The organism is Sphingopyxis sp. Geo48, assembly GCF_949769155.1.
Lineage (GTDB): Bacteria > Pseudomonadota > Alphaproteobacteria > Sphingomonadales > Sphingomonadaceae > Sphingopyxis.
Window position 1 is genome coordinate 842,487 of sequence record NZ_CATKPA010000001.1, and the last position, 19,174, is coordinate 861,660.

The following is a 19,174-nucleotide window of genomic DNA, read 5'->3' on the forward strand; positions in this document are numbered from 1 at the left end:
GCGGCCACAAGGAGGATTTACGTTACGCCACCACCCGCTCGCTCGTCGCCACCTTAGGCTCCAACCCGAACAGCCGCGCGGCGTTCAATCCCAATATGTTGCGGCGCACCTCTTCGCTGACGTCCAGCCCTTCGAACAGTTCGTCGACGATGCGGCGGCTGATCGGGAACGTGCCCTCGGCGTGCGGATAGTCCGAACCCCACATGATATTCTTCGCGCCGGGCAGGCCGGCGGCGGCGGACGTGATGCAGGCGCGGTCGTGCTGGAAACTCGCCCAGACCTGGTCATCGACGATCTGGCTCGGAGCGCGGCTCAGCTTCGGAAAGACGAAATTGGCATGCGCGACCGACACCTCGTCCATGCGCTCCGCGAGCGCGACGAGCCAGCTAGCGCCGCTTTCGATAAAGGCGACCCGCGCGCCGGGATTGCGGTCGAGCACCCCGCCCGACACCAGATACATCGCGGTCTGCTGCGCGTCGGTCATCTGGTTGGTATAGTTGATGATGCCCGCGCCCGGACCGCGCTCGATCACGACGGTTTCAAGCCCGGTACCGGTGTGCATGACGAACACGATCCCCAGCTTTGCCGCCCTGGCAAAAACCGGATCCCACGCCTCGCTGTTATATTTGGGCAGGTTCGGCGGCGACACCGCCGGTAACATCGCGGCGGTGAAACCCTTCGACGCCAGATAGTCGAGTTCGGCGAGCGTGTTCGAAAAGTCGAGCACGGGCAACATGCCGCAACGCACGAAACGATTGGCATGGCCGCCGAGGAAGCTGTCGTTCCAGTCGTTATAGAGGCGCGCCGACGCCGCTTCGGCATCGGCATTGTCGAGGCAATAGAGCCAGAGACCAAGCGAGGGGAAACAGATTTCGCTATCGATCCCTTCCAGCTCCATATCTTCGAGCCGGCCCGAAATCTCGCGAATGCCCCTGCGCTCGTTATCCCCCAACGCCTTTTCGCGGTGTTGGCCGACGCGCAGGCGATAGATGATCTTATCCTTGGTGCCGGTGATCAGATATTCGCCTTCCTTGCGGGCGTGGATCGCATGATCCTTCAGCGACGCGGGCAGGCCTTCCAGGAAAATATCGGCCGGTTCCATGATGTGGCTGTCGGCGCTGAACACAAAGGGTTTCATGGCAGTCATCCTCTCGACTCGGGTGGTCCAATCTCGCTTAATAACTACCTAGTTATACAAGTCGGAGCAAGTAGATTCTAGACATCGGCCGATTTATCCCATAAACAGATACCTGTTAAGGGGGATGTTGATGCAGGCCACTGGCGCTAACGAAACGCTCGCAAGCCGCACCGCGCGCGCGCTGGCAGGCTTGAGCCTTGCCGCCAATCCCGGCGATTACCTTGGCGCCGAGGACGAACTGCTCGGACGCTTCGGGGTCAGTCGGCCGACCCTCCGCCAGGCGGCCAAGATGGTCGAACGCGACCGGCTGATCAGCATCCGGCGCGGGACCAAGGGGGGGTATTTCGCCGAGCGCCCCGACGCCCGCGACGCGATCCAGTCGCTCGCGCGCTTTTTGCGCATGCGCGGCGCGAACCTTGGCGATGTCATCCAGGTGACGCGCCCCGTGTCGGAGGAGGCCGCGGTCGCAGCCGCGCGCCTGCGGACGCCCGAGGATGCCGAACGGATGCGGGATTTCCTGGACCGGATCGACGGCCATGACACCGCGCGCGAACTGATCGTGGCCGAGGTCGAGCTGGCGCGGATGATCGCGCGGATGAGCGGCAATCCCGTCGTCGAGCTGGTGATGGAGATCGGCTACAGCTTTGGCCTCGATGAGCGCGGCAGCGATCTCTATGCCGACGCCGATCGGCGCGAACGCACGCGCGCGATGCAACGCAGCCTGTGTCAGGCGATCATCGACGGCGACGCCGATATCGCGCGCCTGATGATGCGGCGTCGGTCGGAGCAATTCGATATTTGGCTGAGCCTAGGCGAAGCCATGCAGGAGGCCAAGGCATGAGCGTCGTTGAATATCGCGGTTTCGCCGGCGTGCGGCTCGAGGCGGAGGTGATCGGGGTAGACGAAGATCCGTCGGTGCTGCTGATCCACGGCGCAGGACAAACCCGCCGCGTTTGGGACAGCATAGCCAACGCGCTGCAACAGGCCGGGCGCCGCGTCGTCAGCCTCGACCTGCGTGGCCACGGCGGCAGCGAGTGGCCCGAGGACGGCCGCTATGATTTCGAGGCGATGGTCGAAGATTTGCGCGCGGTGCTCGCGCAGCTCGGCACGCGCCCGGTGGTCGTCGCCTCGACGCTTGGCGGATGGATCGCAGCCGCGGCACTGGAGCGCGATGCGGCGATGCTCGCGGCCGGGTTGGTGCTTGTCGACCTCCCGCTCAACGTCGATCCCGCCGTATCGCAAAAGATCGGCGCGCGGCTCCGCGACGTCGCGGCGCTCGCGCCGGGCCAGGCCCAGTGGGACATCCGGATGCTGGGAGCCTTTGACGCAGCAGCGATGACCGAGCGGCTCGCCGGCGTCGCCGAGCATATCGCGCTCCCGACGCTCTATGTTCGCGGCGCAATGAGCGAGATCGTGTCGCGTGAGGACGCAGAGGCGTTCGTCGACAGGCTTCCCGATGGCGAGTTCGTCGAAGTGGAGGACGCGGCGCTTGTCGTGACCGATGACCGGGTCGATGCGCTCGGCGGCCATCTGATCGATTTTCTCGAGCGCCGCGCGCCCCGCGGCTCGCCCGAATATCGCGCCGGCTCCGATGCGCGGACCTTCCGCGACGCGCTCGGCTGTTTTGCGACCGGGGTCACCGTCGTCACCGCCTTCTGTCCCGACGGCCGGCCGATCGGGCTGACGGCGAACAGCTTCACGTCGGTGTCGCTCGACCCGCCGCTGCTGCTCGTCTGCATCGCCAACAATGCCGGCAGCGCGCCATTTCTGCGCGAGGCCGAACGCTTCGCGGTGAACGTGCTCCAGATCGGCCAGCAGCCGACATCGAACCGCTTCGCGGGGAAGGGAGAGGATCGCTTCGCCGCGACTCCGTGGGAGGTAGGGGAATTTGGCACGCCGGTGCTGACCGGATCGCTGAGCAGCTTCGAGTGCGTGCGCGACGCGGTGCACGACGGCGGCGACCATTTCCTGCTCGTCGGCCGTGTCGTTAAAGCGATTTTCGAACCCCGCCGAGACCCCTTGCTCTACTTCCGCGGCAAATATCGGAAACTCCATTTCGCTTGACGGCTGGACAAGCGGTGCTCGGCATCATATTAAACTTAGTTAGATAACTGAGAATCGGGAGAGAAGCATGGCCTGGGCCAATCAGGACAAGTGCGCGATCGTCGGAATCGGGGCGACCGATTATTATGTGCGCGGCAAAAGCTGGCCGCGCACGATCAACGACATGGCGGCCGAGGCGATCATGAACGCGTGCGCCGATGCGGGGATCAGCCACAAGCAGATCGACGGCTTTTCCTATTATTCGACCGCGGGCGCGGGCTATCTCGACAAGTTCGATACCGCTTCCCTCATGGAAACGCTTGGAATGCCGCACATCAGCTGGTCGGCGACGCTGACCAGCGGCGGCGGCGGCTGCCCCGGCGCGATCGGCCTCGCCACCGCGGGGCTGATGAACGAGGATTGCACCTATACGGTGACGCTGATGGCGTTGCAGCAACTACCGCAGCACCGCCTTGGTGTCGTGTTCGGTTCGGCAGCGCCCAATCCCGAAAACAGCTTCCTCCAGCCCTCGGGCCTTGTCGGCCCCGGCCATCTGATGTCCGTGCTCGCACGCCGTCACATGCACCTTTACGGCACGACGCAGGATGCGTTCGGCGAGGTCGTGATGGCGACGCGCGCCAACACCCACAACCGGCCGAAGGCGGTTCGCAAGGAGCCGCTGACCAAGGAACAATATGACGCTTCGGTGATGCTCGCCGATCCGCTCCGGCGGCTCGACTTCTGTCTTGAGACCGACGGCGCCGTCGCGGTGATTACGACGACGATGGACCGCGCGAAGGACTGCCGCCACAAGCCGGCGGTCGTCCACGCCGCGGCGCATGGCGGCCAGCGCGAATGGGGCCGCGCCTTTGCGTGGATGGGAATGCCCGACCCGCATTTCGCCAGCTCGGGGCATAAATTCACCGCCGACCGCGTCTGGGCACAGTCGGGTCTGTCGGCCAAGGATATGGACGTCGCGCTGATCTACGATCATTTCAGCCCGATGGTGCTGATGCAGCTCGAAGATTATGGCTTCTGCGAAAAGGGAGAGGGCAATGACTATGTCCTCTCCGGCAAGCTGCGCTACGATCCAGCCACCGGCAAGGGCGTCAATGGCGGCATCCCGGTGAACACCCATGGCGGTAACCTCAACGAGGCCTATATCATCGGCATGACGCATATCGTCGAGGGCGTGGAACAGGTGCGCGGCACCGCGATCAACCAGGTCAAGGACGCCGAATTCGCGCTCGTCTCGGGCGGCCCGGCGTCGCTTCCCGTCTCCAGCCTCATTCTGCGCAAGGACTGACCCATATGACCTACGGCCCCGCCCGCGCGCTTCCCGGCGACCAGATCCGCATCACCACCAACCCCGATACCGAACCCTTCTGGCAGGCGGCGAAGGAGGGCAAGCTTACTGCGTGCAAATGCGGCGACTGCGGCCATTTCCGCATGCCGCCGACCGCGGTCTGCCCCGAATGCGGGAGCCGCGCCAAGGAATGGCCCACGCTCCCCGGTACCGGCACCGTCTTCAGCTACGCGATCTGCAACAAGAACCCCAAGAATGGCGAGGACTATGTTTATGTCCCCGTCGTCGTCGACCTCGACGGCGCGCCGGGCGCCCGCCTCAACGCGAACGTCTCGGGCTGCGATGCAGAGGATGTTCATATCGGGATGAAGGTCACGGTCGACTGGACCCCGATCCAGGACGACTGGGTGCTTCCCAACTTCAAGAAGGCCTGAGCGATGCTTGGCGACCTTCGCATCGTCGAGATCGGCGAGGGGATGGCGGTGCAGGTCGCGGGGCTGATGCTCGCCGAGCTCGGCGCCGATGTCCTGAAAGTCGAGCGCCCCGGCGGCGATCCCGCCCGCGGCACCGCGCCCTTCGCCAACTGGAATCGCGGCAAGCGCAGCTTCGTCCTCGACCTCGACACCAACGAAGGTCTCGCCGCACTGACCGACCGCCTCGCTGACGCAGACGTCCTGCTCCACCAGTTCACGCCGAAACAGGCAGAGGCGTTGGGTCTCGACGACGCGTCACTCGCAGCGTCTTTCCCGCGCCTCGTCACCTGCGGCATCACCGGCAGCCCGCACGACCACCCCGACGTCGAGCGCGGCGCCGACGACCTGCTCGTCGCCGCGCGCGTCGGCGCGCTATACGAGAATGACGGCTACCGCGGCGGCCCGATCGTCTACCGCTATCGCCAGGGCAGCTGGGCCGCCGCGCACCTCGCCGCATCGGGCATCCTCGCGCGGCTCGTCATGCGGCTTCAATCGGGGCAGGGCGGCGCAGCGCATACATCGCTGTTCCAGGGTTTCCTTTCGACGCTGCCGCTCGTCTGGGCGCGCAACAGCGAAGGGCCGATGCCCAATCCGCCGACCTATGCCCCCGATGTGCCCCGCGCGATGGCGCAGCAGCTGTTCCAATGCCAGGACGGCGACTGGCTCCAGATCATGGACCCGACGCGCCAGTTTGATTATGCCACCATGCCGACGATGTGGGAGGTGATGGCCGAGACCGACGTCGATCTCGAAACCCCCGAAGGCGTCGAGGACGCCTTCCGCCGCCGCCCGCGAGATCGCTGGATCGCCGACATGCGCGCCGCCGATATCGCGGTCGAACCCGCCTATCCCATGGGCGAAGTCCTGCGCCATCCGGAGGTAGAGGCGAACGGCTTCGTGATCGAAGTCGACGACCCCGATCTGGGCAAGACGCGCCAGCCGAACGTGCCCTTCCACACCGATGCCGACCTGCCGCAGGGTCGCCCCGCCCCGCGTCTCGGCGAGGGTGGCGACGCGGACTGGACCCCGCCCCCCGCAGCGACCGGCAACGGCGCCGCGCCCGCCGAAATCCTCGAAGGCGTCCGCGTCCTCGACCTCGGCATGTTCCTCGCCGGCCCGATGGGTCCGTCGATGATGGGCGACATGGGTGCCAATGTGATCAAGGTCGAGGCGCTGACCGGCGACCGTATCCGTTTCATGCACCGCTATTATCAGGCCGCGGCCCGCTCGAAACGCAGCCTCGCGCTCGACCTGACGAAGCCCGAAGCGCAGCCGATCCTCGAACGGCTGATCCGGTGGGCCGAAGTCGTGCACCACAATATGCGCTTCAAGGGCGCCGCGAAACTTGGCCTCAGCGAAGAGGGTATCCGCAAATACAACCCCGACGTCGCATTCAACTATGTCAGCGCCTACGGCCAGCGTGGCTCGCGCGGCAACTGGCCGGGCTATGACTCGATCTTCAACGCCATCGCCGGCTGGGAATTCGAGAATGCCGGCGAGGGGAACAAGCCCGTCTTCAACCGCCCCGGCACGATGGACGTCACCTCGGCGCAAAGCTGCCTCGTCGAGATCATGGCGTCACTCTACGCAAAGCGCGCGGGGGGCAGGGGGCACACGACCCACACGTCGCTCCTCGGCGTCGCCGCGTTCACGCAAGGCGAGCGGCTGATCGGGCCCGACGGGAACCTTACCGAAACCTATCATCTGGCCAGCGACCAGACGGGCTTCTCGCCGTACCACCGCATTTATGAATGCGCCGACGGCCAGTGGGTCGCGGTCGCCGCGCACAAGCCTGAACAACAAGCCGCCTTGCGCAATCTGCTCAGCGATGAAGCGCAGTTCGAGGCTGCCGCAAAAGGCCGAACCGCCGCCGACCTCCTCGCCGCGCTCGAAGCCGCCGGCGTGCCCGGCGACATGGTCAATTTCGAGGATGCAATGAACCGCTTCTTCGACGATCCGAAGAACCGCGACCTGAATCTCGTTTCGGTCCTGCCGCAGCCGCTTTACGGCATCGTCGAACAGCCGGGCGCCTTCTGGCATTTCGGCGATGTGCCGATCGTCTTCAAGCGTTGCGCGCCCGCGGTCGGCCAGCATAGCGACGAAATTTTGCGCGAAATCGGCTATTCGGACGCCGAGATCGCGGGTTTCCGCGAAGCGAAAATCGTCGGCTGATGGCGCCAGCCGACCTCCTTCCCGAAGGCCTTGCCGCCGCAGTCGAGCAGGCCAGCGGCGCACGCGTGACCGCAGTCCGGCCGCGCGGCGGCGGCGGCGCTTCGCGCGACGGCGCCGAACTCGACCTTGCCTGGCCCGACGGGCGCACCGCGCGCGCCTATATGAATTACGACGTGCACAAGGCAGGGGCGGGCGACGATGCGGCCTTCCTGCGCGAAGCTGCGGTGTTGCGCGCGCTCTCGGGATCTCTCGCGGGCGCGGGCGTCCGCGTCGCTCCCTATTTCGCGTCGGTCGCCGACCAGCGCGCGCTCGTGTGCGGCATGGTATCGGGTAACGACCGTTTTGGCGGCATCGCCGACGCAGGCCAGCGCAGCGCACTCGCGCGCGATTTCATGGGCCAGCTCGCCGCACTCCACCGCATCGATGTGGTCGAAACCCCGGTCGCGGGCATGGGCCCGGTCGAGCCCGCCGAAGCCTTTGTCAAACGGCGCCTCGCTGCGCTGCGCGCCGCGAACAGCGGAAAGGTGTGGGACCCGCTGATCCACCTGTCGCTGAACTGGCTCGAGGCGAATATTCCCGCCGACATGCCCGCGCCGGTGATCGTCCATGGCGACGCCGGGCCGGGCAATTTCCTTTTCGAGGGCGAGCGGGTGACCGCGCTGCTCGACTGGGAACTCGTTCACTACGGCGACCCGATGGCCGACCTCGCGATGCTCTGCCTGCGCATGTTGTTCCAGGGTTTCGTCCCGCTTCCCGAAGCGTTCGCGGCCTATGAAGCGGCGGGCGGGCACAAGGTCGATCTGGCGCGAGTCCGCTATTGGCGGCTTCTTTTCCAGACGGGCTTCGCACGGCGCTCGCGCTACGACGATTCCGACGCGCCGCCGCCGCCCAATCTCGGCATGAACCTCGTCTATTCGACGATCCATCGGCGCGTTCTGTCGCAGGCGTTGGCCGAAGCGGCGGGAATTGATCTGCCGCCGGTCGCACTGCCCGAAGCGCCCATCGGCGCGCACGACCGCAGTTTCGCTATCGCGCTTGCCGACGTCCGCGACAGCATCGTGCCGCGCATTTCCGACCAGCAGGCGGCGGTAAAGGCCAAGGGCATGGCGCGCCTGATCAAATGGTGGCGCGCGATCGAGCGTTTCGAGCCGGGATTCCATGCGGCGGAAAAACGGGAGATCGAGGCGGCGCTGGGTCTTGATTTTGGCAGCCATGCTGCCGCCTGGTCCGCGTTCCGCGACGAAGTGGCGGGCGATCGGATCGCCACGGAGCGCGCGATCATCCTCTGCAACGCGCATGAAACGCGCGATGCGGCACTGTTGGCCGACGCGATGGGCGGGCTTGCCGGCACGAAATTCGCGCCGCTGGAATAATGGTTTCTCGGGAAAGATCAGGAAGGTCTGGGTCAATGGCTAGGGATATTTTGGGCTATAAGGGCAAGCGTGTCGTCGTCATGGGCTGCTTCTCGGGAACCGGCGAAGCCGCGGCCCGCTTGCTGGTCGATCTCGGTGCCGAAGTGCATGGCGCCGACATCAAACCCTCCCCCGTGAACCTTGCCAGCTTTACCGAAGTCGACCTTAAAAAGCCCGACGCCATCGCCGCCGGGATCGCCAGCATCGGCGGCAAGATCGACGCCGTGTTCAACGTCTCGGGTCTGCCGCAGACCTTCCCCGGCGAGGATGTCGTCACCGTCAACTTCCTGGGCATCCGCGCGTGGACCGAGGGCTGGATTCCGCACCTCAATCCCGGCGCCGCGATCGTCAGCGTTTCGTCGCTTGCCGGCATGGGCTATCTGGCGCGGCAGCCGTTGCTGCGTGAATTTATGGGCATCACCGACTTTGCCGAAGCGCGGCAGTGGTACGCCGACCGCGCCGCTGACCTTGGCGATCCGTACACGCTGTCGAAAGAGCTCATCAACACATGGACGCAGGTCAGCGCGCCCGACCTGATCGGCCGCGACATCCGCATCAATTGCACGATGCCCAGTCCGATCGATACGCCCATGCTTGGCGAATTCCGCAAGATTGCGGGGGACGCGGTGCTCGGCGCATTCGCCAAGGCGAAGGGGCGCTATTCGACCCCCGAGGAACAGGCGTTGCCGCTGATCCTGCTCAACAGCGACGCGGCGCGCTTTGTCAGCGGGGTCTGCCTGCCGGTGGATGCTGGCCTCGCCGGGGGACTCGCCACCGGCGTGCTCAACATCCAGCAAATGATTGCGGAAGCGTCCGCGGCATGACGAATCCTCCCTGTCGCGAAGCGATGGGGAAGGGGGCGCTCGCGCAGCGAGTGGTGGAGGGGCTGCTACGCTGCGCTATCGCCCCTCGGTCAGCGCTCCGCGCTGCCACCTCCCCAAGCCTCCGGCATAGGGAGGTTCACTACAGGTATTCCCGCGCCCCCAGCATCATCGCGATACTATGCGCCGCCGCGGCTTTGAGATCGGCATAGCCGACCCCATCGTCGTCGCGGCTCATCGGTCCGATGGCCGACAGCCGTTCGAGCATCATCAGCATCGTCCCCGCGCACGACCGTGGCGAAAGGTCGACGGGAATGCGGCCCGCCGCCTGCGCGCGCTCGACCTGTTCGCTGATCGCGCCCATGATCGGCCGCGCCAGGTTCATGCGTGCCTCGTAAAAACGCGCGTCGCCCTCTTCGGCGGCCAGGTTGCGGACGACGAAGATCGTGCGGTTGCGGTTCCAGATTTCGGTGTAGTGATCGACGAACATCCGCGCGTCCGCCGCGGCCCCCGGTTTCAACCAGTCGCGTGCGATGATCGCTTCGAGTTCGGGCGAGGTCTGCGTCGCACTTTCGAGCGCCGCAAGAACGACCTCGGGCACGCCCTTAAAATAGACATAGAAAGTGGCCGGCGAGGTTTGCGCGGCGCGCGCCACGTCGACCACCGACACGTCGCGCAGCCCATGCGTTTCGAGCAGCGCGACCGTCGCGTCGATCAGCTGCTGCCGCGTGCGCTGCCCCTTGGCGCCCAGCTTGCGGCGAATCGCTTCGGGCGCGTCCTGATCCACCAGCGCCTGTTCGGTCATCGAAATCCGGTCCTGCCCCTGTTTTTCATGCCCAATCCTACCAGCAGGCTTGCGATATGGCAAAAAATTGACGTATCATCAAAAATGATAAGAAACAGACGGAAATCGGGGATTCGGGATGGAGAGGCTGGCGGGCAAGGTCGCGGTAGTGACCGGCGCATCGAAAGGGATGGGGCGGCATTTCGTCGCCGCTTTGGTCGGAGCAGGAATGCGCGTGGCCTGCCTTGCCCGCCCATCGGACGAACTGGCGTCGCTCACCGAGGAATTTGGTGAAGCCGTGCTCGCGCTGCCCTGCGACGTCACCGCCTCGGACGCCGTCGATGCCGCGGTCGCGCAGATCGTCGAACATTTTGGTCGCATTGATGTCGTCGTCGCCAACGCCGCCGTCTATCACCCCTTCGCTTTCGAGCATGGCAGCGACGACATCGTCCGCAGTCATGTCGACATCAACATCCTCGGCGTCGCGTGGCTGATCCGCGCCAGCATCCCGCATCTGCGCGCCAGCAAGGGGCAGATCGTCGCGATCAGCAGTGAATCGGTCCGCATGCCGTTTCCGATGCTGGCGCTTTACGCCGCCACCAAAGCTGCGGTCGAAACGCTGTGCCAGGGGCTGCGCGATGAACTGCGCGCCGACGATATCCGCGTCACCATATTGCGCTCGGGATCGGTCAAGGGCGGTTCGGGCGGCAAGGCCTGGTCGCAGGAGACGGTCGCGGCCTTCTACAAGAAGATCGTTGAAACCGGCCACGCCGCGATGACCGGCGAATCGGCCACGCCCGAATCGATGGCCGAGGCGCTGCTCGCCGTCATCGGACTTCCCGTCGACATCGGGATCGACCTTGTCGAGGTGCGCGCGGCGCAGGTCGGGGTGCCCGACGGGGCGAAACAGGCCGCCGATTAGGGTGGAGGGGCGCCGCAACCTCCCGCTGCTGATCGGCGCGCTCTGGATTGCCGAGGTCACCGGTTCGTTCGAGACCGCTATGATCCTTGCGGCACTGAAGAGGCTGATTCAGGATTTCGGCAATCCCGCGATGATCGGCTGGCTGATCACCGGCTATCTCATCGTCGGCGCCGCGATTGCGGCGGTGGTGGGCCGGATCGGCGACATGTTCGGGCGGCGCCGGACGCTGATCGTTGTCCTTGCGATCGGCGCGGTCGGTTCGCTGATCAGTGCGCTCTCGACCAATTTTGCGGTGCTGCTCGCCGGCCGCCTGATGCAGGGGGTTACCGGCGCCATCCTGCCGCTCTGCATCGGACTCGTACACGAAAATATGGCCAAGGACCGCGCCCCCATGGCGATCGGGCTGATGATTTCGGGTGCGTCGATCGGCACCGCGGCGGGGCTTGTCATCGGCGGCATGATCGTCGACCGGTTCAGCTGGCACGGCATTTTCTTCACCAGCGCGGGCCTCTGCATCACCGCTGCGCTCGCGCTGCTCGCCTTCGTTCCGGTATCGCCGCGCCGCCTTTCGGGACCACCCGTCGACTGGTTCTCGGGGCTTGCGTTCGCGCCAGGGGTTGCGCTGATTCTCGTCTATTTCAGCACCGGAAAGGATTGGGGATGGGGAGATCCTTGGTCGCTCGCCGCGCTCGTCGCCGGTATCGCGCTCGTCGCCTGGTGGGTGCAACGCAGCCTCGCCAGCCCCAATCCGTTGATCGCGATCCGCAGTTTCGGCAACCGCACGATTGCCGTCGGCGGCGCCGTCACCGCGCTCGTTTCGATGAGCACGCTGCAGATTACCGTTTTCTTCTCGTTGCTGCTTCAGGCGCCGGCATGGACCGTTGCCGGGCTCGGCTTCTCGGCGACCGTGGCCGGGCTCGCCAAATTGCCATCTAACCTCAGTTCGGCCTTTGCAGGACCGCTCGGCGGCTGGCTCGCCGGACGGGGAGGGGGACGCTTCGCGATAGTCGTGGGCGGGCTCGTCACAACCGTGGGCTGGCTCCTCTATTTCGTCCTCGACGTGAACAGCTTTGCGGTTGTCGTCGCCCAGCTCATCGTGATCAGCTTCGGCGCGACGATGCTCTTTTCGGTCGCCCCGACGATCATCGCGCAGGCGTCGCCGCCCGAGCGGATCAGCGAGATTTCGGGGATGCTCACCGTCATCCGCCAGCTTTTCCTCGGCATCGGCGCGCAAATGGTGACGACCTTGCTCGCGGTCGATGTCGTCCGCCGCGGCGACGAAACCTATCCCTCGCCCTTCGCCTACGACCTCACCGTCGCCGTTATCGTCGCCCTGTGCATTGCGGCGATCCTCGTCGCCTTTGCGCTGCCGCGCAACATCCAGCCGCAGGAACAACCATGAGACCGCTCCCCGAACTCACCCCCGAAAACACCGCCTTCTGGACCGGCGGTGCCGAGGGCAAGCTGATGATCGCTTTCTGCGCCGATTGTCGGCACGCGATCCACCCGCCGCAGCTGATCTGCCCCAAATGCTGGAACGACAAGGTCGAAAGCCGCGCCGTCCCCGGCACCGGCACGGTCTACACCTATACCGTCAACCATCAGCCATGGGCGCCCGGAATGGCGGTGCCCTTCGCGCTCGCGGTGGTCGATATCGACGGCGCCCCCGGTGTGCGCGTCACCGCCGAGGTGGTGAACGCCGACCCCGAAAGCGTAGCCATCGGACAGACAATGAAAGTCGGTTTCCTCAACATCGACGACATATGGTTCCCCCGGTGGGAGCCCGCGCAATGACCCTCAACGCCGCGATCACCGGCGTCGGCATGTCCGACATCGGGCGCAAGACCGGGCGCCCCGCGATGGTGCATCTCGCCGAGGCCGCGCGTCGCGCGCTCGAATGCGCGGGCCTGACGAAAGACGATATCGACGGCATCTCGACCTATCCGGGCAAGGCCGACAACTCGCCCGGCATGTCGCCGCTTGGCACCGGCGAAGTCCGTAACGCGCTTGGCCTCAAGACCCGGTGGCATAGCGCCGTCCCCGACGGCCCGTCGCAGATGGCGCCGCTGATGGTCGCCGCAATGGCGGTTGCCACGGGGCAGGCGCGCCACGTGCTTTGCTTTCGCGCGCTTACCGAAAGCAGTTCGCAAACCGCGACCCAGCGCGCGAGCATTCCCGGCGCGGGGCGCGCGCGGCTCGGCGGCTGGTACAGCTATCTCGTTCCCGCCAATGCGATGTCGGCGTCGAACTGGGCAGGCTGGATGGCAACGCGCTATTTCCACGAGTTCGGCATGACCCGCGAGCATCTGGGCATGATCGCAACCGGCCAGCGCGCCTTTGCGCAGCATAACCCCACTGCCGTTATGCAATCGCCATTGACGATGGAGGATTATCTGGGCGCGCGGATGATCTCGTCGCCGCTCGGCCTGTTCGACTGCGACGTGCCGATCGACGGTGCGTGCGTGATCATCGTCTCGGCCGCTGACGCAGCAAAGGATTGCGCGCGCCCACCGCTGGCGATCGAGGCGATGGGCGCGGCGCTCGGCTCGCAGGAAAGCTGGGATCAACGCGCCGATCTCACCACGATGGGCGCCCATGACGCGGCCGCGGAGATGTGGAAGCGTACCGAAATGAGGCCTGCCAACGTCGATGTGCTCGCGCTTTACGACGGCTTCAGCATCTTCGTGCCCTATTGGCTCGAGGCCTTCGGTTTCTGCGGTCACGGTGAAGCGAAAGATTTCATAGCGGAGGGTAACATCGGTCCGGGAGGGCGTTTCCCGGTGAACACGGGCGGCGGCCAATTGTCGGGCGGACGGCTCCACGGATTTGGATTGCTGCACGAGGCTTGTACGCAGCTGTGGGGCCAAGCGGATGGCCGACAGGTGGAGGGCGCCAAGACCGCTGTGTGCGGCATGGGCGGCGGCTTTATCGCGGGGTCGATGCTGCTGCGGAGGGACTAGACGGCAAGGTCGATCCAGCGCCGCTCGCCCGCGGCCTGAGTGGCGGCTTCGACGATGGCATGCACATGGTACGCTTGGGCGAAATCCGGCGCGGCTTGACCTATACCGTTGATCGCATCGCGCATCGCCGCAAAGATCGACGCCAACGCGAGCAATCCGGTCTCGGGTCTGTCATGAATGGCGTGGCAGCCGGATATGTGCAGATATTCCGCCTCAATTTCGACTGGTTCCATCTTCGCGGTGCCCAGCGCTGGATCGCGCGTCCCCGATAGAATTGTGTCGTGCGCCATCGGGAACACCGGCGCGCGTGCTTCCAGCCGGCCGTTCGATCCCCAGACCGAAAAGCGAAAGCCATCGCCGCCGATCTTCGACCAATTCGCCTCCAGCCGCGTCGGCAAACCCGACGCATGGCGCAGCAACATCGAGGCGCGGTCGGGGACTTCTGGGCGAATGATTTCCCCCGCGAGCGGCCATTCTTTTAGCGCCAGCGACATATCCGAAGCGACCGATGCGACGGGCCCGAAGAAATGGACGAGGAGGCTCAGCATATGGCTACCGAGGTTGCGTTCCGCGCTGGCGCCATTGGCGGCATCGGCGAACCAGACATAGCCCGGCACGTTGGTTTGTGCGGCGCTGAACAGCGGCACTTCGAACGCGATATCGGCGCCGAAGACTTCGCCGATCCATCCCGCGTCGACCATCGCTTTCATTTGCACCATCGCGGGCACGGCCTGCATGAAGGCATCGACCACCGCTACAGTGCCCGCCTTATGCCATGCGTCGACCATGGCTTTTGCGTCGGCGAGATCCTTCGCAAATGGAATGCCGTTATAGACATGCTTGGCCGCGCCGAGCGCCGCCATCACCATGGCAAAGCGCAGCGGCGGCCGTGTCCCGCAATCGACGATATCGATTTCGGGGTCGGTCGCCATTTTGCGAAAGTCATGAAACGCGCGCGCGATGCCGAAGTCTGATGCCGCCTTGGCGGCCGTTTCGGGGCGCGAGGTACAGATCGCGGTGACTTCGATCCCGTCGAGGCTACGCCAGGCAGGCAGATGTGCTCTGGCGCCCCAAGCCGCGCCAATGATACCGACGCGAAGCGGAGGGACGGCCATGCCGCCTTTGCCCGTCAGGCGATCGCCTTTTTGTTCTTGAGATCCTCGATGCGGTCCCATTCGAGCCCCAATTCCATCAGGAACAGCTCGGTATGCTCCGATGCCTCGGGCGCGCGGGTATTTTGGACGCCGGCATGGTTGAACTGGACCGGGTTGGCGACGAGCCGGATCGGCGCACCCCCATCGGCGCTCTCGACCTCGAAGATCAGGTCGTTCGCCAGTACCTGCTCATCGCTCGAGACGTCATGTACGGACTGGTACGCGGCCCATTGCCCCTTCATCGTCTTGAGATGCTGGATCCAATAGGCATAGGGCTGCGCCGCGATCGCTTGCTGGACCAGCGGATAGGCTTCGGTCGCATTCGCCATGATCGCCTCGGCTGTCGAAAAACGCTCGTCCTGCGCCGCCTCGGGGATACCGAGATGGCCGAAGACATCCTCGATATAAGGGCCGGGCGACAGCACGGTCAGGTTGATGAACTTGCCGTCGGCTGTCTTGAACACCCCCATGAAGGGATTGGTGCCCACGGCCTGGCTGCCACCGGGCATCTGGTTTTCGAACGGATCGGCGCCCAGTTCCATCGCGACATCGACCGAGCAGGCGGTCGCCCAAATGCCGGAGGACAGCAAAGACACATCGACTTCGGTCGCCTCGCCGGTGCGCTCGCGGTGGAACAGCGCCGCGGCGATGCCGCCCGCGATGTTCATGCCGCCGATGGTGTCGCCATAGGCCGGTCCCGGCTGCGTCAGCGGCCCGTCGAGCTCCTTCGGCGTCACCAGCACCGCCGAGCCGCCCCGCGCCCAATAGGCCGTGCTGTCGAACCCGCCCTTGTCGCGCTCGGGTCCCTTGTCGCCGAAGGCGCTGCCGCGGACATAAATGATGTCGGGGTTCACCGCGCGGATATGCTCTATGTCGATCCCCAGCTTCTGCCGCGCCGAGGGGAGATAGTTGGTCAGGAAGACGTCGGCGGTCTTCGCGATCTCGTAGAGCAGTTCGCGGCCTTCCTCGGTTGAAATGTCGATCCCGACGCTGCGTTTCCCCCGGTTCGGATGTTGCATCAGCGACGAACGCTGCGGATTGACCGCAAGCCGCTGCAGCATCTGGATACCGCGCTGCGCATCGCCGCGCACCGGATGCTCGATCTTGATGACATCGGCGCCCCAGTCGGTCATCACGCCGCCCGCCGCGGGCACGAAGGTGAATTGCGCGACCTCGAGGACGCGGATGCCGGACATCACTTTGGTCATGCGCGTTCTCCCTATTCGGCGTGGAAACCGATCACCTTTTGATAGGTGAATTCGTTGAGGCCATCCTCGCCATATTCGCGGCCATAGCCCGAGCGCTTGATCCCGCCGAACGGAGCGTCGGACTGCATCGTGCCGGCGCCGCCATTGATCGATACACCGCCGGTGCGCAGCTTCAGCGCCATGCGATAGGCTTCGCCTGCATCGGCCGAAAAAATCGCGCCCGACAGGCCGAAATCGCTGTCATTCGCCATCGCAATGGCTTCGGCATCGTCGTCGAAGCCGATAACCGCGCCGATCGGCCCGAACACTTCTTCTTGCGCCAGACGGCTATCGTTCTTCACATTGTCGAACAGCGTGGGCTCGTAATAGAAACCCTTTTCGAGCTCCTCGGGTCGTTTGCCGCCCGCAACGAGCGTCGCGCCTTCATCCTGCGCGATTGCGACATAATCCTCGGTGCGCTTGCGCGCAACTTCGCGGATCAGCGGACCGTAATTGACCGTCGGATCGGCCGGGTTGCCGATCTTGAGATGGCCGAGCATCGCTTGCATCGCCGCGACGAATTGCGGGCGGATGCTGTTGTGGACCAGGTGCCGTGTGGTGAGCGCGCAGCCTTGGCCGCCATGGGTGGTAAAGCCCATGATGCCCGCTGCCGCAGCCTTCTGGATATCGGCGTCGGCGCGGACGATCAGCGCCGATTTGCCGCCCAGCTCCATCACGATGCGCTTGAGCGTCGGCGCCGCCTGCGACTGGATCATTGACCCAACCTTGTCCGAACCCGTGAAATGGACGAGATCGACACGGGGGTCGGTTGTGAGCAGCTTGCCGGTCTCGATGTCGCCGGTCACGATGCTCAGCACGCCTTTGGGTAGCCCGACCTCGTCGGCGATCTCGCCGAGGACCAGCGCCTCCATCGGCGTGTAGGGCGAAGGTTTCAGCACCACGGTACAGCCCACAGCAAGCGCGGGGATCACCTTGCCAATGTTGAGGAAGAAGGGGAAGTTGTACGGCGAAATCGCGGCGACGACGCCGACCGGTTCGCGGCTGACCACCCCGGTGCCCAGCGTCGTGCGGCCCTGCGCATTGGGGGTCAGCTCGACCGGTAGCGAGGACACCGCGGGACGCGAGGCGAGCTCGACCGTCCGCCGCGCATGCTTCATCGGAATGCCATATTGCAGGAACTCGGCGAGCATCCGCGTGGCTCCCGCCTCTGCGACGATCATATCGATAATCGCGGCCTTGCGCGCGTCGAGCGCATCGAGGAAGCGGGTCAATATCGCCTGCCGCTGGGACACAGGCATAGAGGCCCAATCTCCCTGATCGAACGCCAGACGGGCCGCGCCGATCGCAGCATCGACCTGCGCCGCGCTGCCGACCGGGGCTTCGATCAACAGGCTCTCGTCGGCCGGATTGATCACCGCCTCGCGCTGGTCGGTCTTCTGCCATTCGCCGCCGACATAAATGGCGTCGTCATATTTCAAAAAGGCCATGCTTCTGTCCTTGTCAGGCGGTCTAGCTGTTCCAGACGATCGGCAGGTTGCGGATCGACAGCAGGCTGGGGACGACCGTCGTGTCGGTGCCCTCCTTGATACGGAATTCGTGCGGGATGCGGTCGAACCATTCGTCGAGCAACACGCGCAGCTCGCGCCGCGCAAGATGCGCGCCAAGGCAGATGTGGACCCCGCCCGCGAGCGTGAAATGGCGATTGTTCTTGCGGGCTGCGTCGAACTGGTACGGGCAAGCGAACTGCGCGTCATCGAAATTGCCGGACGTGTTGAACACGCTGACCCAGTCCCCCGCCTTGATCTGGACACCGTGCCATTCGAAATCGCGCTTCACCTTGCGGCCCGAATTGACGAGCGGCTGGGTGCGCAAGAATTCCTCGACGGCCGAGTTGATCAGCGACTTGTCGCCCCGGATTTGTGCCTGCAAGCCGGGGTGCATCGCAAGGCGCCGGAACATCTGGCTGACGGTGGAGGCGACGGTGTCGAGCCCGCCGAGCCACAGGAACCAGGTCATGCCAATGATCTCGTCGTCGGTCAGCGGCTGGCCGTCGATCGACCCATTGGCGATATAGCTGCCGAGCGTATTGTCGGGAGCCGCTTGTTTTTCGGCGATGAAGCGACGCAGATAGGCGAGGATGCCGCGCACCGCCTCGGCCTTCTTCTCGATCGCCTCTTCGTGCAGGATATTCCATTCCCAATCGAGGAACTGATCGAACATCGAAAAGGGAAAGCCCATCAGGTCGAGGAAGACCTTGACGGGAAAGACCCGCCCGAAATCATAGGCGATGTCGACTTCGCCCTTGCCCGCGAATTCGTCGATCATCCCGCCGATGATTTCGCGGATGCGCGGTTCGCGTTCGTTCATCGCCACGGGGGTGAACCATGGGTTCAGGAATTTGCGATAGCGGCCATGGTCGGGCGGATCGATGCCGAGCGGGATCGAAGGGAAGGTTTCTCCCGCGAGCATTTGGAACTGCGCGACGCCTTCGGAGGAGAAGAGGTCATTGTCTTCATAGACGCGGCGGATGTCCTCATATCGCGTCACGACCCAGGCGCCGTGGCGGTTGCCGCTGATCGGCCAAGGGTAATAATGGATGGGCGGGAAGGCCGCGTCGCGCACAATGTCCCCGGGGCGATACGGCTCCACAAGGTCGTTGGGCACGATCCCCGCGGCAAAGCGGGTGTCGAGTACCAGCTCGGGCGGGACATGCGCCGGCGCGGGCGGCGCATCGGCCCCGGCGCGCGCAACCGGGCAGCGTTCGGCGATCGTTGCCATCGA

Annotated in this window: 17 protein-coding genes; 11 read left to right on the top strand and 6 right to left on the bottom strand. The window is 65.0% G+C overall.

The features are described 5' to 3' along the window. Positions 1-22 precede the first annotated feature (22 nt). Positions 23-1,138: an amidohydrolase family protein gene (locus QOL79_RS04340; RefSeq protein WP_282947327.1), complete on the bottom strand. Its 1,116-nt coding sequence runs from the start codon at positions 1,136-1,138 to the stop codon at positions 23-25. A 130-nt stretch (positions 1,139-1,268) separates the two neighbouring features. Between QOL79_RS04340 and QOL79_RS04345 the strand changes: the two genes are divergently transcribed. The 7 genes from QOL79_RS04345 (at position 1,269) to QOL79_RS04375 (ending at position 9,368) form a co-directional block, all read left to right on the top strand. Continuing rightward, the gene (locus QOL79_RS04345; RefSeq protein WP_282947329.1) at positions 1,269-1,979 is read left to right on the top strand and encodes a FadR/GntR family transcriptional regulator; all 711 of its coding nucleotides are present in this window, start codon (positions 1,269-1,271) and stop codon (positions 1,977-1,979) included. Continuing rightward, a complete protein-coding gene (locus tag QOL79_RS04350) occupies positions 1,976-3,202 on the top strand; it encodes an alpha/beta fold hydrolase (RefSeq protein ID WP_282947331.1) in 1,227 nt (408 codons plus the stop codon). The genes QOL79_RS04345 and QOL79_RS04350 overlap by 4 nt, the downstream gene beginning before the upstream one ends. Positions 3,203-3,269: 67 nt before the next feature. Next, a complete protein-coding gene (locus QOL79_RS04355) occupies positions 3,270-4,487 on the top strand; it encodes a thiolase C-terminal domain-containing protein (protein WP_283418754.1) in 1,218 nt (405 codons plus the stop codon). 5 nt (positions 4,488-4,492) lie between these two features. Continuing rightward, positions 4,493-4,921: a Zn-ribbon domain-containing OB-fold protein gene (locus QOL79_RS04360; RefSeq protein ID WP_283418755.1), complete on the top strand. Its 429-nt coding sequence runs from the start codon at positions 4,493-4,495 to the stop codon at positions 4,919-4,921. A gap of 3 nt (positions 4,922-4,924) precedes the next feature. Next, positions 4,925-7,132: a CoA transferase gene (locus tag QOL79_RS04365; protein WP_283418756.1), complete on the top strand. Its 2,208-nt coding sequence runs from the start codon at positions 4,925-4,927 to the stop codon at positions 7,130-7,132. Beyond that, positions 7,132-8,505, top strand: a complete 1,374-nt coding sequence (locus QOL79_RS04370) for a phosphotransferase family protein (protein WP_283418757.1) — start codon at positions 7,132-7,134, stop codon at positions 8,503-8,505. Before QOL79_RS04365 ends, QOL79_RS04370 begins: the two co-directional genes overlap by 1 nt. 35 nt (positions 8,506-8,540) lie before the next feature. Next, entirely contained in the window at positions 8,541-9,368 is an 828-nt protein-coding gene (locus QOL79_RS04375) for a coniferyl-alcohol dehydrogenase (protein ID WP_204993862.1), read from the top strand. A gap of 139 nt (positions 9,369-9,507) precedes the next feature. On the opposite strand, the gene QOL79_RS04380 is transcribed toward QOL79_RS04375, so the two are convergent. Further along, positions 9,508-10,170: a TetR/AcrR family transcriptional regulator gene (locus QOL79_RS04380; RefSeq protein WP_283418758.1), complete on the bottom strand. Its 663-nt coding sequence runs from the start codon at positions 10,168-10,170 to the stop codon at positions 9,508-9,510. A 118-nt stretch (positions 10,171-10,288) separates the two neighbouring features. On the opposite strand from QOL79_RS04380, the gene QOL79_RS04385 reads away from it, so the two are divergent. The 4 genes from QOL79_RS04385 to QOL79_RS04400 are packed head-to-tail and all read left to right on the top strand — an operon-like array spanning position 10,289 to position 14,031. Next, complete coding sequence (locus QOL79_RS04385) at positions 10,289-11,071, top strand: SDR family oxidoreductase (RefSeq protein WP_283418759.1); 783 nt, start codon at positions 10,289-10,291, stop codon at positions 11,069-11,071. Position 11,072: 1 nt separating this feature from the next. After that, a complete protein-coding gene (locus QOL79_RS04390) occupies positions 11,073-12,473 on the top strand; it encodes an MFS transporter (RefSeq protein ID WP_283418760.1) in 1,401 nt (466 codons plus the stop codon). Continuing rightward, positions 12,470-12,865, top strand: a complete 396-nt coding sequence (locus QOL79_RS04395) for a Zn-ribbon domain-containing OB-fold protein (RefSeq protein WP_283418761.1) — start codon at positions 12,470-12,472, stop codon at positions 12,863-12,865. The genes QOL79_RS04390 and QOL79_RS04395 overlap by 4 nt, the downstream gene beginning before the upstream one ends. Further along, positions 12,862-14,031, top strand: coding sequence for a thiolase family protein (locus QOL79_RS04400; RefSeq protein ID WP_283418762.1), 1,170 nt, complete (start codon positions 12,862-12,864; stop codon positions 14,029-14,031). Before QOL79_RS04395 ends, QOL79_RS04400 begins: the two co-directional genes overlap by 4 nt. Here QOL79_RS04400 and QOL79_RS04405 read toward each other — a convergent pair. From QOL79_RS04405 to QOL79_RS04420, 4 genes are read right to left on the bottom strand one after another with little or no spacing between them, the layout of a single operon-like run. Next, entirely contained in the window at positions 14,028-15,146 is a 1,119-nt protein-coding gene (locus tag QOL79_RS04405) for a Gfo/Idh/MocA family protein (RefSeq protein WP_283418763.1), read from the bottom strand. The two genes, QOL79_RS04400 and QOL79_RS04405, sit on opposite strands and share 4 nt — an antisense overlap. A 14-nt stretch (positions 15,147-15,160) precedes the next feature. Further along, positions 15,161-16,393 (bottom strand): CaiB/BaiF CoA transferase family protein, encoded by a 1,233-nt coding sequence (locus tag QOL79_RS04410; RefSeq protein WP_283418764.1) that lies wholly within the window; start codon positions 16,391-16,393, stop codon positions 15,161-15,163. 11 nt (positions 16,394-16,404) lie between these two features. Continuing rightward, positions 16,405-17,880: an aldehyde dehydrogenase family protein gene (locus tag QOL79_RS04415; RefSeq protein WP_283418765.1), complete on the bottom strand. Its 1,476-nt coding sequence runs from the start codon at positions 17,878-17,880 to the stop codon at positions 16,405-16,407. Between the two features lie 22 nt (positions 17,881-17,902). Then, on the bottom strand, positions 17,903-19,171 hold the full coding sequence (locus QOL79_RS04420; RefSeq protein WP_283418766.1) for a cytochrome P450: 1,269 nt from the start codon (positions 19,169-19,171) through the stop codon (positions 17,903-17,905). Between the last annotated feature and the right edge of the window lie 3 nt (positions 19,172-19,174).

Coding starts and splice junctions, on each gene's coding strand:
- QOL79_RS04380 (WP_283418758.1), bottom strand. CDS start 10,170: ATGACCGAACAGGCGCTGGTGGATCAGGACGCGCCCGAAGCGATTCGC.
- QOL79_RS04395 (WP_283418761.1), top strand. CDS start 12,470: ATGAGACCGCTCCCCGAACTCACCCCCGAAAACACCGCCTTCTGGACC.
- QOL79_RS04340 (WP_282947327.1), bottom strand. CDS start 1,138: ATGAAACCCTTTGTGTTCAGCGCCGACAGCCACATCATGGAACCGGCC.
- QOL79_RS04365 (WP_283418756.1), top strand. CDS start 4,925: ATGCTTGGCGACCTTCGCATCGTCGAGATCGGCGAGGGGATGGCGGTG.
- QOL79_RS04345 (WP_282947329.1), top strand. CDS start 1,269: ATGCAGGCCACTGGCGCTAACGAAACGCTCGCAAGCCGCACCGCGCGC.
- QOL79_RS04350 (WP_282947331.1), top strand. CDS start 1,976: ATGAGCGTCGTTGAATATCGCGGTTTCGCCGGCGTGCGGCTCGAGGCG.
- QOL79_RS04410 (WP_283418764.1), bottom strand. CDS start 16,393: ATGACCAAAGTGATGTCCGGCATCCGCGTCCTCGAGGTCGCGCAATTC.
- QOL79_RS04415 (WP_283418765.1), bottom strand. CDS start 17,880: ATGGCCTTTTTGAAATATGACGACGCCATTTATGTCGGCGGCGAATGG.
- QOL79_RS04385 (WP_283418759.1), top strand. CDS start 10,289: ATGGAGAGGCTGGCGGGCAAGGTCGCGGTAGTGACCGGCGCATCGAAA.
- QOL79_RS04355 (WP_283418754.1), top strand. CDS start 3,270: ATGGCCTGGGCCAATCAGGACAAGTGCGCGATCGTCGGAATCGGGGCG.
- QOL79_RS04405 (WP_283418763.1), bottom strand. CDS start 15,146: ATGGCCGTCCCTCCGCTTCGCGTCGGTATCATTGGCGCGGCTTGGGGC.
- QOL79_RS04420 (WP_283418766.1), bottom strand. CDS start 19,171: ATGGCAACGATCGCCGAACGCTGCCCGGTTGCGCGCGCCGGGGCCGAT.
- QOL79_RS04375 (WP_204993862.1), top strand. CDS start 8,541: ATGGCTAGGGATATTTTGGGCTATAAGGGCAAGCGTGTCGTCGTCATG.
- QOL79_RS04360 (WP_283418755.1), top strand. CDS start 4,493: ATGACCTACGGCCCCGCCCGCGCGCTTCCCGGCGACCAGATCCGCATC.
- QOL79_RS04400 (WP_283418762.1), top strand. CDS start 12,862: ATGACCCTCAACGCCGCGATCACCGGCGTCGGCATGTCCGACATCGGG.
- QOL79_RS04370 (WP_283418757.1), top strand. CDS start 7,132: ATGGCGCCAGCCGACCTCCTTCCCGAAGGCCTTGCCGCCGCAGTCGAG.